Genomic DNA, 15,542 nt, shown 5'->3' with positions numbered 1-15,542 from the left:
CAGGGCATGTAAGACTCGCACAGCACGGATTCGCAGTCGCGACCGGCGGGGTCGATGGGCACACCCCTGCATCCCGTCGCGCCTCACACCTCGGCGGGGCAGGCAAGGAATGTCGAATACCATCGCACTGATGTTGTCGCAAAGCGGCGGCCCCCCGTTCCACTCCGTCGGCTACGTCAACCACGCCATCGGCCCGATCCTGACCCGCAACGGCTGGGACGTGCGATCGTTCGAACCGCCGCGCAACGACCTGGGCGAAGAGGCCATGCTGCCCTACGGCCTGGCCGGCCAACTGACCCGCTTCGACGCCGACGCGCCCCCGCACATCGCCCTGTTCGACGCCACCGGCACCGCCGCGCGCTCGCCCGCGCGCGGCTGGGCGCGCCACAACGCCGTGCTCTACCACGGCCTGGCCTACGGCGCCGGCGCCTGGATCGCCAACCCCGCCGTCGACCTGCACCTCGCCAACTCGCCGTACCTCGCCGACGTGCTGCGATCGCTGTTCGCCTTCCCCAACTGGCGCCAACGCCGCGTGCTCAACCCGCGCGGCCTGATGCGCACGAAGTCCATCCGCCTGCCGCTGCCCAGCGTCGAATACCCCGACGGCCACCCCGGCTTCGCCCACGGCGCCGACCTGCCGCCCGCGCTGCTGCGCGAACTCGACAGCGGCGCCACCGTCTGGGGCCACGCCCTGCAACCGGGCAAACAAGACTGGCTGGCGACGCTGAGCATCCTCTACTGGCTCAACGAACTGCGCACCGCGCCGCTGCCGCCGATACGCCTGTTCGTCTCCGAGCACTCGCTGACCGAAGACGTCCGTCGCGGCCTGGACGCGATGCTGGCCCCGGCCGGGCGCAGCTGCGCCGATTACTTCGTGCGCGTGCCGCACCTGAGCCAAGCGGCGTTGTTCCGGCTGATGCGCGGGTGTCGGTTTGGGTTGGCCTATAACCGGTTCCCGGAGCCGTTTGGGTTCTATGTGTTGGAGTCGGTGCACCAAGGGTGTCCGGTTTATACCAACGGGGTTGGGAATAACCGGCATTTGTTGCCGCCTGAGCATGGGATCAACGTCTATGAGACGTTCGATATGGTCGAGGACGAGCGAGGGCAGCGAGATCCCGGGGCTTGGCGTGGGGTGGCTGAGCAGGTGCTGCGGGATTTAAGGCGGGGGGAAGTGGTGCAGGGGCAATGTAAGACAGGAGCTCGGATGTCGGAGGCGAACTGGGCTATTACTAACTTCGAGCTTGATTTGGATCAGGCATTGCGTGCTCTCGATGAAGAAGCGAAAGCCGAGTTTGAATTTGAGATGCTGCGAGTGGAATTAGGGCCGACAGTACGCGGGTTAGATGTGCAAACGGGGATATATCTCAGTGATTATGGTAGTGGCCGGTTATTAAGTGCGGCGATCGATGCGGTCGAGTTTCTAAAAAATCGTTTGTGCAGTGATTTTCAAGAAGTGGAAATGCAACGGCTAGAAAAAGAGTTTGGGCTTTTTTCCCGCGGAATTCTGACCGTCGCTGAGAAATGGCCTCGTTAAGGGGATTATTAATGTGCCGTGCTATAAGTTGAGGATTGACTATGACTGGGCCAATAATTCGTAGGTTCAAGATAAATGGCTTGTATGGGTATAAGGATGTCGAAATAAATTTCCATGACAATTTGCTTATATTGATTGCTGGTAATGGATCAGGAAAGACAACCGTACTGAATGCTCTTCATGCATTCTTGCGGCGACGGTTTTATAGGCTGCAATCGTTGGATTTTTTATCAATTGAGTGCGAGTTCTGCACTTTGACTGAACCTGTTTTGCTTCGAAAAGAGTCAATTGGGGGCGTTAAAGGTGATGCACACGAGAGATTGACTAGGTTGGCGGGAGAGTCTGGGATCTCAGAAGAGGATCTTTACGATTTCATACATAATGATTATATGTTAGGCAGGGAGTCGCAAGCGGTTCGCAGTAGTAATATTTTTAGGCAATTGTACTCTGCAACGCCCATGGATTATGGCGATATATATGCGGCCCTTGACAGTATTGTGGCAGGGTTGTCTTTTAATAATACTGTTGAGCTTAGTGCGATTTCTGACTCCGTGGCGGCGGCCTTGGGGGATGCTGACATATTGTATCTGCCAACTTATAGGAGAATTGAGAATCCGCTCTTAAGCCCTCGAACAAGGATGCGAAAGGGGTATGCCACGACTAGCTCAAGGCATGTAGCTGCATCTAGAAAGAGCGTGCCTCTAGATGCGGGAGGGATTAATTTTGGATTAGAAGATGTAGAGCTTCGTCTGGCTCAGCTCTCAGATGATGTGGAAAGAATTTCCAATTTGGAGTACAGAAATGCGAGCGCTACTATCATTGATGACGCGCTTTCCGGAAAGATTAAGTTCGAGTCGGCATCCATAGCGGAATTGCCCGATCTTGAATCTCTGAGGCGTTTTTTGTCGCGAATTTCGCGAGATTCTAAGTTGGGCGTGGAGAGTCATAGAGTTTCTTCTGTTTCTGATGTTCAGAATGAGAAAAGAATATCGGCAATAGCTGCTCTTTACGTTTCTGGGGATATTTCTGCGGAGGATCAGCGGTTGCTTAGATATTTTCTAAGCCGACTCGGAGGTGTGATAGAAAAGACAAAGGAGACTGAGGCAATGCTTCAGCGCTTTGTTGATGCATGCAATAGTTATTTAAGCGATTCGAATGAGGAGAAAGTATTTACCTATGATCAAAATTTAATGCGAGTGGCTGTCATTAACTCCTGGACACGAAAATCAATTCCCCTCAGTCAGCTTTCGTCTGGTGAGAAGCAGATTGTTTCGATACTGGCCAAGTTGTATTTGTATGAGAGACAGAAGCTGGTTTTGGTTGACGAGCCCGAGCTGTCGTTGTCAATTGATTGGCAGAGGCGAATTCTCCCGGACATGATGCGTTCCGGTTCTGTATGTCAATTGTTAGCGATTACGCATTCTCCTTTCGTTTTTGATAATGAACTGGATCCGTATGCGGGGGCGTTGGAGGTAACGAAGGTTCCGCAGGGGTTATTCTGATGACTCGAATAACTAGTGAATATTTGCGTTCTCAGAGGGATAAGCCCGCAGTGCTAAAAACGGCCCTTGCTCGATTGCGGGGGCTCGATAGATGCATGCTTGTGTTTGTTGTTGAAGGGAAGGATGATCTTGTTGTTTATGATATTTGGTTGCGGCGAGTTTCCCCTGATCTGAAATGGGAGCCATTAGTGGCTAGGGGTAAGGGTAGTGCTCTAGAGTTTAGGGAGATGCTCCTCCGAGACCGAACGGGATTGCGCACTTGTACATACTTTATTGTTGATCATGATTACGATGGTTTGCGGGGGGCGCATTCTGATAGCGATATATATATTTCCCCTGCTTATTCTTTTGAAAATTTTTTAGTGCATCCTGATGTGCTTGATTCGCTGTTGAAGGCGGATATTTATTTTTCCGCTGATCCAAGTGCTAGAGCTGGGGTGATAGATAAGTATCTGGCTGCTATGAATGATTTTGTGGCTTGTGTGCTTCCTGCGAGCTTTGTATTGCATGGGGCTGTGGGGCGGGCGGTTGGGGGGGTTAATATATGGGATGCGGCAGTTTCGTCTATTAATATTTCGCTGGATACTGCTGTTGTGCGAGATGCTGAGCGTCTGGAGAGGTTGGTGAGAACTGAAAATCCAGTTCCGGCTGAGGCAATTGAGGAGGCGCGGGATTTTTTCAGTTCGATCAATTCTCGTGAGTGGATTAGGGGGAAGTTTTTGTATCATTTTTTTAAGGTTTGGGTTCATCTTGTTTATAATGATGTCCGTTCTGCTCGGCCCACGCTGCATCATGAGCAGGTGACTGATATGGCATTCACGCCTGCTAGCTTGGATTATCGTAGTCTCGCGGCCAGAGCCCCTCTTCCCGCTGGATTGGCGGAATTTGTATTGGCTTCAGACCGGGAGTGCAGAGCGAACTGTAGTTAGTGTTGCCTACGGCCGCTGATTTTCTGCTTATTTTTATTTTCGTGGTATCTCAGTTCGAATAAGGTTTTATTCTATTTTTGAATTTATCTGATGCGCTGATATCCTCTGGGCTCGTCCAGGAGGGTTCCTAATGCGCGTGAAATGCCATGATTCTGTATGTTTTGGGGCCCTCATAGACGGGCGACTCAAAGAGCTAGTTCGTGTCCGTGATCAGTTGCGGCTCCTCGCTCAGCTGACTGAGCCTCAGGGAGAGGCAGGCGCTGATGTTGTATATTTATCCGCCGAGGCGTTGGCGCAGTGCTTCGATCGATTCGCAGATGATTTGGATGTGGTTGTCGTTGCTATTCGGTCGATGCCCTAAGGAGGTTTGTAGTTGGAATTAAATCGAAATTGCTAGTATGTCTATTGCGCAAGCGGATTGAGTAGCGGTTGCGTTGTGCACACTTTTTCACCCAAGAAATCTCCGACCCCGCAATGCGGCGCTCACCGACTCCCCATCGCGCGCGGCCTCCGCGACGATCCTGTTCGCCGTCGATCCGACGTGCGTCCCAATCGAAATGGAGTGTCGTGATGAGTCAGAACCTGATTACCCTCGAAGTCAGCGACGAGCAGCTCGCTACTGCACACGCGGCCTTGTCCCAGTTGGAGACAGTGCTGTCCGGCCTGGTGTCGCTGTCGCCGGACGATCGCCGCCGCCTGGCCAAGATGGGCCCCAAGTCCGAGACGTTCTGCCGGCAGGCGGTGCGGGTGTTGGAGCAGAACCCGCAGGTGGTCCCGCCCAGCGTGGATTTGGCCGGCGCGCTGTTGGACCTGCGCACGCTCGACCGCCTGAGCCCGCTGCTCGACCGCCTGCAGCGTTTGGCCGAGCGCGGCGACGATACGGAGTTGGCGCTGGGCGCCGACATCATGGCGTTCTCGCTGGAGGCCTACGGGCTGCTCAAGGTGGCCGGCAAGAACCAGGGCCTGGACGGGCTGCGCAAGGAGATGTCGGCGCGTTGGGCGCGCACCCGCCGGGAGCCCGCTGCGCCGCCGGCGTGAGGCGCCGCGATGGGCGCGCCCGCCCGGGGTATCGAATGTCTATGCCGCCTTCGGGCGGCATTTTTTTGCCCCGCAGGTGGCTGGCGCCGGTGAACCGGCCGGGCGGGTGCGGCGGTGCGGGGCAGGGGGCGCGGTTTGTTGCGCCAAGCGCCATCGGCCGAGCAAAACGCTCGGCCGATGGAGCGCGAAGCTCGGGCGTCCGAGCGTTTTGCTCGGCCGATGCAGCGGCGGGCTCGGCCGTCCGAGCAACGAGCCTCATCGATGCCGCTCCGGGCTCGGTCGCCCAGGCTCAGAGCTTCAACCGCCGGGCATTTCGCTTGATCGGCCGAGAAATCCGCTCGGTGCCAGCGGCTAAAAGCCTCGTGGGCCGAGCTACTTGCTCGGCTGCACGAGCTTTTCGCTCCAACGGGCATGGCCTCGATCCGAGCCTCGTCTCGTTTCCGTAAAGACGCGGCACGCCCAGGCACACGGATTGCACAAACGCCCAGGCAGACCGCATCGCCGGTGCTAGCGTCGGCTCGCGCGACTGGCGCGCAAGCTCAACAGGACAAAGGACCATGTCGAAGAAAGACGTTCACGTCGTCCCCCACCCCGAAGGCTGGGCCGTCAAGCGCGAAGGCGCCGAGCGGGCCAGTTCCGTGCACGAGCGCAAAGTCGATGCCGAGGCGGCGGGGCGCGATCTGGCTCGCAAGGATGAGGTGGAACTCGTCATCCATGGGAAGGATGGGAAGATCCAGGACAGCGACAGCTATGGGAACGATCCGCATCCGCCCAAGGATGAGAAGCACTAGTTCCCGATTGATACGAGGGCGCTACGGCGCCCTCGTTTGTCTGTTCCGTTGCGTGTTGACGGCGAGCGACTAGGCGCAGTGAGTTTGGATTGCGCGCAGAGGGATACCAGCTTCCCGGTGGCCGCTCGGAGATCGAAACAATCATCACAAAGGACGATGCGCGTGTGGAGCGAACTACTGAAGGAAGGCGGCGGGCAATGGATAGTGCCGCTTGCCATCGTTGCGGCGGGTTTCATGCTGGTGAAGGGGGTCTTCGGACTCAGCCGTTCCCGCAGTCAGGATCGAAAGGACTTCCTCGATCTTTGGGCGAAGTCGGATAAGGCCGACGATCTGTGGCTCCAAGTGGCGGTACGCCATCTGTTCGGCAGTGTCCTGCCGCCGGCGCTCATTCGCCGCTTTCTCAGCCATCCGCAGGGGGCACGGGCTCTGGGAGATTTGGCCTATGCATGGCCGTTTTTGGATATGGATGAGACCACTGGCGAACTGCGCTGGCGCAGTGAACGGCATTACTCCGCGCGAGTAAGGGTTTGGGAGCGAAGGGGGTTGATCGCCGTTTACATGGTCGCCGCTCTCGCGATGTTCGGCTTCGCGTGGCTGGCTGTTCTTAGTGGCAAAACGTTTTTTGGGTGCGCTTTGTGGATATTGGCGCTGGAGGCTGGATTTTTCGCGGCGCGAGCATTGCTGAAAGCGGGGCGGCTGGAGGATGCCCATGAAACGGTACCGCGTTGGACGAAAGGCTTCCGCTGGAAACATGGCGGTCCCGACGCCAAGCCGACCCTCTCATCAAAGCGGAACCCGAAACCGAGCCGGCGTAATCGATCTGCTTAGCGCAATGCGTGGCGTATCCCACGCCGCGCGAGGGATACCCCGCACTATGGCAGTGGTTTGCAATTCAGCGCTTCGATAGCCCGAGTGGGGCGGGTGGGCGTCAGCTCGAACACGGTGAACCCGGCCGTGTACTTGCCGCCATCTTCTTGTCTGGCTTGCACATAAATGTCGTTGCTGCTCGCCAGCCGGATCGCATAGAAGGCGCCCATTGCGGCACCTTCCGCGGATTCATTGGCCGCGCAGTGTTGAGCGATGGTCGAAATTTCTGCATCCGGTGCGAACTGCCGCTTGAGGACGCCGGCATAGTCGTCGGAGTAAAACGGCTTGCTGATAGAAATCGACTGGACTGTCGTGGCCGTGCCGCCGGCCGTAAGAAGGGACTCGCCTTCGTTGCGCTTGACGGCCGCGTACTCCATTCCAGGCTTGCCGTTGGGGATATCCCTTTCGGAGAACCCCAGCAGTAAGACCTTTCCTTGTCGGGAATAGCGCCCTTCGCGCCGTTGCGGTATCGGATCGATCCACGCGACGTTCGATAGCCGATCGTATTCGGCCCAATCCCGTCCCTTCGGGCTGGCGAACAATTCGGCCACCGCTGCCAAGTCGCTGATCGGGATCGACGCTGGGCGCTGCGACATCAGCCGCAGTTGCCCAGAGGATTCAATGCCCGGGTTGCTTTGTCGGCATGCGGCCAATGCCAGGGTTGCCGCGACTACGATCATCCACGATGGAATGCGCATGTTGCCCTTCCTTGGTTCGCCTTCGAGAGCGAGCATCGGCGCCCATGCGGGAATGGTCAATCGGACTAGTCTTGCTTTTACGCGGATCGGTCTTGCGGCGTGACTGGGGTGGCGTGGTCGCGGCTTGCGCCGCTCCTACAGGGGGCCGGTGTGGGTTGCGTCGTCCCGGCTACAGGAGCGGTGTGAGTTGCGAGTGATAGCTGCTTAGATTTTCCGAGGGATTTTTGTCCGGGGCGCGTCCCTGGATGCGTTCAACTCAGCCTCGATCGACTTGAGGTCTTTCGGCGCGATGCCCGACAACGCCGGCCTGGGGCCGGGGAGCAGGGCGCCCGTGGTGGACACCTCATAGGCCAGATACGGCAGCGCGGTGAAATGGCTCTCCGGCTGTTTTTTCCGCAAGGCTACGTACTGCTCGTACCAGTTCTTCGAGAGCACCAGCAGATAGGTTTTGTCGGGCGTAAACCGTATGTCGGAGAAGTCGACCTCTTCGCTGCCGTTTCCCAGCGGTCCGGAGTTTCGCGGAACAAGGATCACATCGCCGGCGGCTCGCGTTCCTTTGAGGGGTTTCACCACCGTGAAGGGAATTTCCGATAGGAAGCCGTCGACTCGGGCTTTGCCGGTCTGCACCTGCGTGGCCCTGGCGATGACGACGGTATCGGCCAGAAGCATCTGTTCGGACGGGGTGGTCGTGGTTCCTTCGAAGAACCGGTGGGCTATGTCGAACAGGTCCGTGTTGTTGCGGCGTAACGCGTTCACCTCGGACGCCGTGAGTCCCAGGGCCGCCAGGTCGATGGCTGCATCGCGCGAGGTGCCGGCGGTGGAGGCTGCTGCTTTGTTGGCATCGACTAATTGGCGATAAGCGTCGAGGCGTCCGCGCCGGGTCAGAGCTTGCAGGCGCTCTTGTTGATCCGTTTGTACCTGTTGGCGCCTGACCTCGGGGGGCGGGTCTTTGAGTTGCGCTTGCGCTGGGGTAGTTGCGACCAAGCCACCGATGACGGCGGAGAGCATTAGATTTCGCCACATTTCACTTTCTCCATGTGAACGGTTGCGTGTGCTTATGCAGTCGCGTCGAAATCGACTTGGATTCGCGAATGCGGCCGCATCGCGCGGGTCCTTATAATTCGGTGTCGCTATTGCAGGTCTTTCGATGGAGACCTGCTGCGCGTGGTTGGTGCTTGAGTTGCTGCGGGCCGCGCGACGTATCGTGCAACGACAGTTTTTGCTGCGCCACCTGGGCTGCCTTGCGAAAGTCCGAAAGTGTGCAATCCATTCGCAGCGTATCGCTGCGGCTTGAGCCGCTTCTACAGAACTGCGTTGGCGTCGCACAAAAAAAGCGCCCCGCAGAAGCGGGGCGCTTAGGGGGAGGTTCGGTTACGAAGTTACGGGCTGGTGCGCAGCGTCAACCCATACGTGCTCAGAATCGAATTGATCGGCGTGTAGTAGCTGTTACCGCCACCGTTGTTGCCCTGGCTACCCTGGCAGCTACCGCTACCCCCCGACAGCACACCCTGCGCCTGCCCAGCGCTGGTGATGAAAGAACCACCCGAATCGCCGCCCTCGGCGCAAGCAGTGGTGCGAGTCAACCCAGTCACCGTGCCATCGGGATTGTTGTTGTCGTCCACATACGAAACGGTGACGTTCTTGGTGCGGATCGCACCGCAATGCCAGCCGCTGGTGCGGCCCGAGCGGCACAGCGCGGCGCCGACGGCGGCTTCGGTGCTGCCGCGCACGGTGACGTCGCCGTTGCCGTAGCCGTAGACGCTCGGCGACAGGGTGTGGGTGGTGTCGACTTTCACCCAGCCGCGGTCGGGGCCGCTGTTGGTGCCGCTGGGCATGGTCGAGGCGGCGAAGGTGCCGACGCGGACGCCGACGTTCCACTGGCCCACTTCCTGGTAGACGATTTCGCCGACGGTGCCGCAGTGGCCGGCGGTGGCGTAGCCCGGGGTGCTGCCCTTGGTGACGGTGAAGCCGACCGAGCAGGCGTACAGGTAGCCGTCGCCCGGGTCGCGCAGCATGCCGCGGCCGCCTTGGACGGCGATGCGGCGCTGCGGGCGGTCCTTCATGGTTTCGAAGCGCACGGTGCTGGCGTCCAGGCCGCTGCGCGCGGCGAAGTCGACGCCGGCGTCTTCCGCGCCCGGGGCCACGCCGATCACCACGGTGTTGCTGGGCAGATCGACCGCCCAGCTGTACACGCCTTTGGGCGCCTTGCCGTTGCGCGCCAGTTGGCTGTCGAGCTGGCCCTTGGCGCTGTCGAGCGCGGCCAGGCTGTTGCGCACGCGGCGGGTTTCTACGCCCGGCACGGCTTTGGCGGCGGTGTTGTCGATCGCGGTGCTGGCGGCGACCAGGGCGAAGGAGCCGTCGCTCTTGCGCTCCAGCCAGGTGCCGGCGAAGTTGCGGCCGAGTTTGCTCTGCAGGGTCTGCGCTTGCGTCGCGGCGACGCTTTCGAGCTTGAGGTATTGGCTGAGCTGGGTGTCGCTCAGGCCCAGGTCGCGCTGCATGGCCGTCTTCAAGGCGGGGGAGAGGTCGTCGGCGGCGAGAGCCGAGCCGGACACCATCAGGGCTGCGGCGGCAGCGAGAACCGACGTGCTGAACTTGCGCATATCCGAAAACTCCTTAAGCAAGGGTAGGGATGCGAACGATGGATGCGGCAGGTCTGGCGAGTCGTTGGTTCGCGCACGTGCCTGTGCAGGGTGCGCCGTTGTGCCGCACTGTTCGAAACGGGCACCGGCGAAGGCGCCCCTACCTGCGAAATGAGACGATCGTGCTACTTCGGAAGATCGGCTTTTTGGCGGCGATCGGATGAAAAGAATGAACATCAAGCGCGTAGCGTGATGCGCATTCGTAGTGTTTCTACGGCCGCGCTTCCGCACGCTTGGCTGGCTTAGCGCGTGCTGAAGCCGGGCCGCAAAACGTGATGCGCGCTGCGTGGCTTTCGGTACGAATACAGAAAACGCAAAGGCCTGCCGGAAGCCCGGCAGGCCTGTTTGCCGCGTTTGGCCGATGGCGTCGGCGCTCGCGCGCCGGCGCTTAGACCGTGACCTGGATCGTCTTCGACCACACCACGCCGACCGGCGCGTTCTGGTCGCTATAGGTGTAGGCGGTGCCGCCGACGTTGACGTTGAATCCGGCCGGGCCGCCCCAGTTGATGCCGACCAGGGTCAGGTCGTACTTGCCGGCGGGCAGGATCGAGTTGAGGTTGACCGAGTAGCTCACCGGGTCGTTGTAGCCGGAGCTGAGGTGGCAGACCTCGGCCGAGCCGGCGCCGGTGGAGGCGATGATGTGGAGTTCGTTGTCGCACTGGCTGACTTTGATCGCGGTGGCCATGAGTCGTCCCCTGATTGGTGATGGTCGGTTGCGTGGAGTGCGGCGGAGCGGTGCGCGGTCGCGGCGGTCGCGAGGCTTTGACGTCGCGGTGCGGGCGAATGCGCGGCTTCGCTGCCCGGGCAGTATTCGCGTTCGCTATGCGGCGCATAGGCTCAGTGCGGGCTCAGCGCGGGATCACTTCGGTGATGCGACGTGAGCGCTCACGCCGGCGTCGCGCGCACGAGGCGCATCACCGGGACGCCGAAGCAGCGCGCCAGTTCGTGGGCGATGCGGAAGCGCACGGCGCGGCCGGATTCGGCGCGTTTTATCGTGGCGACCGAAACGCGGATGTTGCGGCGCCAGCAATCGTCGGCGAGGTCTTGCTGGCTCAGCAGGCGGCTTTGCCGCAGCCGTCGCAGTTCGGCGCTGTCTAGCGTCACCTGGCCGCGCAGCGGCGGTGCGTCGGCGTGGGGCGCGTCGCCGGGCGATTCGCGTGCGGCGACGGCGTTGGGAACGGGAAGGGGCGAGGCGTGCATGGCGCGCGGTCCTGGTGGGCGATACGGCGGAGTGCCGCGTTGTTCGAACGCGCGCGTCGTCGGGTCGTGACGGGCGGATCGTGCAGCGGGTCGGCGCGCAGGATGGCGTTGCCGCGCGCGCGGCGCCTTTCGGGAACCTGCCGGTGTTGGCGGTTGCGTCGTCGCAGTCGCAGTTGTCGCCGAAAGCGGTGGGAACTGCGCGCATCGGCAGTGATCGAGTGAGGCCTGCATCGCGCCGATACGGTGCGTTCGGACGAGCGCGGCTAGCTGCGGCTAGACGCAGTGAGCGCTGCGATGGGCGCGTGTGATCGGCGCGCGGCGTCGATAGCGCCGATGCGACCGTCGCATGACGACGGCGTTGCGCTTGCGGGCGCCGGATGCGGCCCGCAAAACGCGGGCGAAGGGCGCCGGCCCTTCGCCCGCGTACGCTCAGCGCAGCGCGCCGAGCTGCGCGATCGCCGCGCGCAGGTTCGGCAGCGGGCCGATGTTGCCGCCGCCGGTCTGGGCGGTGCCGGTGGTGCGCAGCAGGTCGCGCATCTGCCGCGGGGTGAGGGTGATGCCGCGCTGCTTGGCGATGCCCGACAACGCCACCACCGCCGAGGCGACGATGGGCGAAGCGCTGGAGGTGCCCGAGAACACCTTGGTGTAATAGGCGTTGGCGCCGCCGTTGTAGAGGTTGCCGTAGCCGGTGGTGGTGACGCAGCGGCCCCAGGCTTGCACGTTGACGCGCGAACCATAGGTCGAGAACGACTGCTTGGCGCGCTCGGCGGTGCCGTCGCTGCACCAGGTGTTGGAGCGCGGGCCGCCGGCGCCGACGATGATCGAGCCCGAATCGGCACGGCCGCCGGGGAAGGGCGAGCCGAAGCAAGCGGTGTTGTCGAGATTCATGTTGCCGTTGCCGCCGGCCTGGACCACGTGGATGCCCTTGTTGGTCGCGGTCACGATGGCCGCGTGCACCGAGGCGATCCATTCCACCGGCACGTAGCCGTTGCAGGCGCTGGGGCCGGCGGCCTGCTGTTCGATCAGGATCACGTCGCCCGCGCTCAGCGCATTGGCCGCGGTCAGGATGGCGTTGGCCGGGTCGTAACCGCGTTCGGTGTTCATCGCGTTGGTGACGTGCGCGCGCGCGCCGTCGACCAGGCCGGTGACGCCGATGCCGTTGTTGTCGGCGACCAACTGGCCCATCACCGCAGTGCCGTGGTTGTTGTCGTTGAACGGATCGCTCGGCGTGCCGTTGTTGATGCGCGCGCCGGCCGCGCGCAGCTTGGACAGGTCTTCGTGGTTGGTGTTCCAGCTGTACTCGATGTCGAGCACGCGCACGCCGGCGCCATTGCCGCCGGGCTGGGTGCGGGCGTATTCGCTGTCGATGCCGTTCTGCGCGGCGGGCAGCTTGTAGTACTGGTTGCTCTCGTAATTGGGCGAGGCCGGCAGCGGCAGCGCCAGCGGCGCGGCGTAGGCGGTTTCGACGATGCCCATCGCGTTGAGTTCGTCGATGACGCGGGCGATGTTCTGGCCCGGCTTCACCCGCAGGCGGAACCATTGGCTCAGGTCGGGCGCGCCGGCCTGCGCTTGGGTGTCGGCGGCCAGCGACTGCAGGGTCGCGGCGTCGGCGCGGAACAGCGGTTCCAGCGCGGCCACCGGGCCGGCGCCGCTGGTGAGGCTGTCGAGCGCGGCGAGGCCGCCGAGCTTGGCCGAGCTCAGGCGGCCGTTGTGCGCGGCGATCTGGCTGCCGTCGACGAACTTGACCTCGATGAACTCGCGCGAGTCGTAGCGGCCGAGCTGGGTCTTGATCGGCTTGGGCAGGATCTGTCGCGGCGCGGCCGGGTCGGCGCCGGCCGAAGGCGGTGCGGCCTGGGCGGCCAGCGGCATCGCGGCGAGCGCCAGGCACGGCAGCAGGGCGCGCAGCAGCGCGGTGGGAGCGTAAGAGGCGATAGAACGCATGAGGGGTTCCTGTCGGGTGGGGTGTGTCGTCGTGCGAAGCCGAATGGATGCGCTGGGCGGGCCTCGCGGTCGGTGCGGCGGGCGGATCGGCGGGCGATCCGCAGGCGAGGGTAGGCAGGCGGCGCGGGGCCCGGACGGCGCGGCATCACGGTTTCGCCGATGCGTCGGGCGAGCCTGTTTTTGTTGCACAAACCCTGATCGCGCACACGGCTTGCGGGTTGCGCCGGTGCATGAACCGGTGCCGCGGCGTGCGCGGACGTGGCACGGTTTGAGGTTTTCCGCGCCGCCGCGACCGGGCGCCGCCGCGGCGCCCAGTACTTCCGCCACGGGCCGCGCCGCGCGCCGCGGCTATAGTGGCCGGACTATCCCAGCGGGAGTCGTGCCGTGGCCAGGTCCAGCGTTGCGCTGTTCGCGTTGTTGGCAGTTTCCACCGCGTCGCTGGGCGCCGTGCACGGCATCCAGCCGGACGATATCGATCGCAACGCCAAGCCTTGCGAGGACTTCTTCGCTTACGCCAACGGCGCGTGGCGGCAGAAGAATCCCATCCCCGACTACATGGACCGCTGGAGCCGGCGCTGGCAGTCGGGCGAGCTCAACAAGGAGCGGGTGCGCGACATCCTGGCCGAACTGTCGGCGCGGAAGGATTGGCCCCAGGGCAGCGCCGGGCAACTGGCCGGCGATTTCTATGCGGCGTGCATGGACGAATCGGCGGCGAACGCGCGCGGCGTGGAGCCGTTGCGGGCGTGGCTGGCGCAGATCGACGCGATAACCGACCGCGCCGGATTGCAGCGCGAGATCGCCCGCTTGAACGATGCCGGCATCGCCGCGCCGTTCGCGATCCTGGCCGCCGAGGATCCGCGCGAGCCGACGCGCACCATCGCGCATATCAACGCCGACGGCCTCGGCTTGCCGGATCGCGACTATTACCTCAAGCCCGAGCCGCGTTTCGTCGAGGCGCGCACGCGCTACCTCACCCACGTCGCGAAGGTGTTCGAACTGGCCGGCGCGCCGGCCGCGGACGCCGCGCGCGACGCGCAGACGGTGTTCGAGTTCGAAAAGCGCCTGGCCCAGGCATCGCTGGACAACGTGCAACTGCGCGATCCCAGGCGGCAGGACAACCCGACCACGTTCGCCGGCTTGTCCAAGCTGGCGCCGGGATTCGACTGGGGCGCGTATTTCGAGCACGCCGGGCTGCCGCGCGTGGCGCTCAACGTGGCCGAGCCGGCGTTCCTGCGCCAGTTCGACAAGGAAGTGACCGGCGCGCCGCTGGCGCAGTGGAAGGCCTATCTGCGCTGGCATGTGCTCAATACTGCGGCCGATACGCTGTCGCAGCCGTTCGTGGACGAGAACTTCGCCTTCAACGGCCAGTTCCTCACCGGCGCCACCCAGATCAAGCCGCGCTGGAAGCGCTGCGCCGAACTCGCCGACGCCCAGCTCGGCGATGCGCTGGGGCAGAAGTACGTGGAGAAGTACTTCCCGCCGCAGGCCAAGGCGCGCATGCAGGAGATGGTCAAGAACATCCTCGCGGCGATGGACGACACCATCGGCGAACTGGACTGGATGGACGCGCAGACCAAGCGCAAGGCTTTGGAGAAGCGTTCCACCTTCGTCGCCAAGCTCGGTTATCCGGACAAGTTCAAGGACTACGCCGGCGTCGAAGTGAGCCGCGCTTCGGCCTGGAACAACCTGGTTGCGACCTCGCGCTGGAACGTCGCCGACGAGCGCCGCCTGGTCGGCAAGCCGACCGACCGCGGCCGCTGGGGCATGACCCCGCCGACCTCGAACGCGTACTACAACCCGCTGCAGAACGAGATCGTGTTCCCCGCCGGCATCCTGCAGCCGCCGGCGTTCGACGTGGACGCCACCGACGCGGTCAACTACGGCGCCATCGGCGTGGTGATCGGCCACGAGATCAGTCACGGCTTCGACGACCAGGGCGCGCAGTTCGACGCGCAAGGCCGTTTGAAGAACTGGTGGACGCCGGCCGACGGCAAGCAGTTCGCCGCCAAGGGCCAGTGCGTGGTCGACCAATTCGAGGGCTATTTCATCGAACCCGGCCTGCACCACAACGGCAAGCTGGTGCTGGGCGAATCCATCGGCGACCTCGCCGGCGCCAAGATCGCCTACCGCGCGTACTTGAAGTCGCGCGAAGGCAAGGGCCCGGAACCGACCCTCGACGGCTTCACCCCCGAGCAGCAGTTCTTCATCGCCTGGGGCCAGTTCCGCGGCGACGAAACCCGCCTGGAAACCCAGCGCACGATGATCCAGGGCGACCCGCATCCGGTCGCCAAGTACCGCGTCAATGGACCGCTGTCGAACCTGCCGGTGTTCCAGCAGACGTTTCAGTGCAAGGCGGGGGATGCGATGGTGCGGGCGCAGGCGTTGCGGTGCGAGGTATGGTGA

The 15,542-nt window shown here is 62.4% G+C and carries 14 protein-coding genes; 8 read left to right on the top strand and 6 right to left on the bottom strand.

Annotation, left to right across the window (positions count from 1 at the left end):
- Positions 1–109: 109 nt before the first annotated feature.
- The 7 genes from BLU84_RS12150 (at position 110) to BLU84_RS26435 (ending at position 6,622) form a co-directional block, all read left to right on the top strand.
- Positions 110–1,534 carry a hypothetical protein gene (locus BLU84_RS12150; protein WP_139174957.1) on the top strand — a complete coding sequence of 475 codons (1,425 nt, stop codon included), beginning with the start codon at positions 110–112 and terminating at the stop codon, positions 1,532–1,534.
- A gap of 41 nt (positions 1,535–1,575) precedes the next feature.
- Positions 1,576–3,036, top strand: coding sequence for an AAA family ATPase (locus BLU84_RS12145; RefSeq protein WP_074867157.1), 1,461 nt, complete (start codon positions 1,576–1,578; stop codon positions 3,034–3,036).
- A gap of 95 nt (positions 3,037–3,131) precedes the next feature.
- Positions 3,132–3,965: a DUF4435 domain-containing protein gene (locus BLU84_RS12140; RefSeq protein WP_074867155.1), complete on the top strand. Its 834-nt coding sequence runs from the start codon at positions 3,132–3,134 to the stop codon at positions 3,963–3,965.
- Between the two features lie 130 nt (positions 3,966–4,095).
- A complete protein-coding gene (locus tag BLU84_RS28615) occupies positions 4,096–4,326 on the top strand; it encodes an XAC0095 family protein (protein WP_425479364.1) in 231 nt (76 codons plus the stop codon).
- 209 nt (positions 4,327–4,535) lie between these two features.
- The gene (locus BLU84_RS12135; protein ID WP_074867154.1) at positions 4,536–5,003 is read left to right on the top strand and encodes a hypothetical protein; all 468 of its coding nucleotides are present in this window, start codon (positions 4,536–4,538) and stop codon (positions 5,001–5,003) included.
- Positions 5,004–5,560: 557 nt separating this feature from the next.
- On the top strand, positions 5,561–5,794 hold the full coding sequence (locus tag BLU84_RS12130; RefSeq protein ID WP_074867152.1) for a DUF2188 domain-containing protein: 234 nt from the start codon (positions 5,561–5,563) through the stop codon (positions 5,792–5,794).
- Positions 5,795–5,956: 162 nt separating this feature from the next.
- Positions 5,957–6,622 carry a hypothetical protein gene (locus BLU84_RS26435; RefSeq protein ID WP_139174956.1) on the top strand — a complete coding sequence of 222 codons (666 nt, stop codon included), beginning with the start codon at positions 5,957–5,959 and terminating at the stop codon, positions 6,620–6,622.
- 44 nt (positions 6,623–6,666) lie between these two features.
- Here BLU84_RS26435 and BLU84_RS26430 read toward each other — a convergent pair whose 3' ends face one another.
- The 6 genes from BLU84_RS26430 to BLU84_RS12095 all read right to left on the bottom strand — a co-directional run bounded on the left by BLU84_RS26430 (position 6,667) and on the right by BLU84_RS12095 (position 13,139).
- Positions 6,667–7,359, bottom strand: coding sequence for a hypothetical protein (locus tag BLU84_RS26430; RefSeq protein ID WP_139174955.1), 693 nt, complete (start codon positions 7,357–7,359; stop codon positions 6,667–6,669).
- A gap of 204 nt (positions 7,360–7,563) precedes the next feature.
- Positions 7,564–8,367, bottom strand: coding sequence for a hypothetical protein (locus tag BLU84_RS12115; protein WP_139174954.1), 804 nt, complete (start codon positions 8,365–8,367; stop codon positions 7,564–7,566).
- A gap of 371 nt (positions 8,368–8,738) precedes the next feature.
- The gene (locus BLU84_RS12110; protein WP_074867143.1) at positions 8,739–9,959 is read right to left on the bottom strand and encodes a S1 family peptidase; all 1,221 of its coding nucleotides are present in this window, start codon (positions 9,957–9,959) and stop codon (positions 8,739–8,741) included.
- Between the two features lie 427 nt (positions 9,960–10,386).
- A complete protein-coding gene (locus tag BLU84_RS12105; RefSeq protein ID WP_074867141.1) occupies positions 10,387–10,683 on the bottom strand; it encodes a hypothetical protein in 297 nt (98 codons plus the stop codon).
- A gap of 200 nt (positions 10,684–10,883) precedes the next feature.
- Positions 10,884–11,198 carry a helix-turn-helix domain-containing protein gene (locus tag BLU84_RS12100; protein ID WP_083382526.1) on the bottom strand — a complete coding sequence of 105 codons (315 nt, stop codon included), beginning with the start codon at positions 11,196–11,198 and terminating at the stop codon, positions 10,884–10,886.
- Between the two features lie 429 nt (positions 11,199–11,627).
- Complete coding sequence (locus BLU84_RS12095) at positions 11,628–13,139, bottom strand: S8 family serine peptidase (RefSeq protein ID WP_074867139.1); 1,512 nt, start codon at positions 13,137–13,139, stop codon at positions 11,628–11,630.
- A 384-nt stretch (positions 13,140–13,523) separates the two neighbouring features.
- Between BLU84_RS12095 and BLU84_RS12090 the strand changes: the two genes are divergently transcribed.
- Positions 13,524–15,542, top strand: a complete 2,019-nt coding sequence (locus tag BLU84_RS12090) for a M13 family metallopeptidase (protein ID WP_083382525.1) — start codon at positions 13,524–13,526, stop codon at positions 15,540–15,542.

It is taken from the genome of Lysobacter enzymogenes, assembly GCF_900106525.1.
Classification (GTDB): Bacteria; Pseudomonadota; Gammaproteobacteria; order Xanthomonadales; family Xanthomonadaceae; genus Lysobacter; species Lysobacter enzymogenes.
This window is presented reverse-complemented; position numbering and strand designations above follow the sequence as displayed.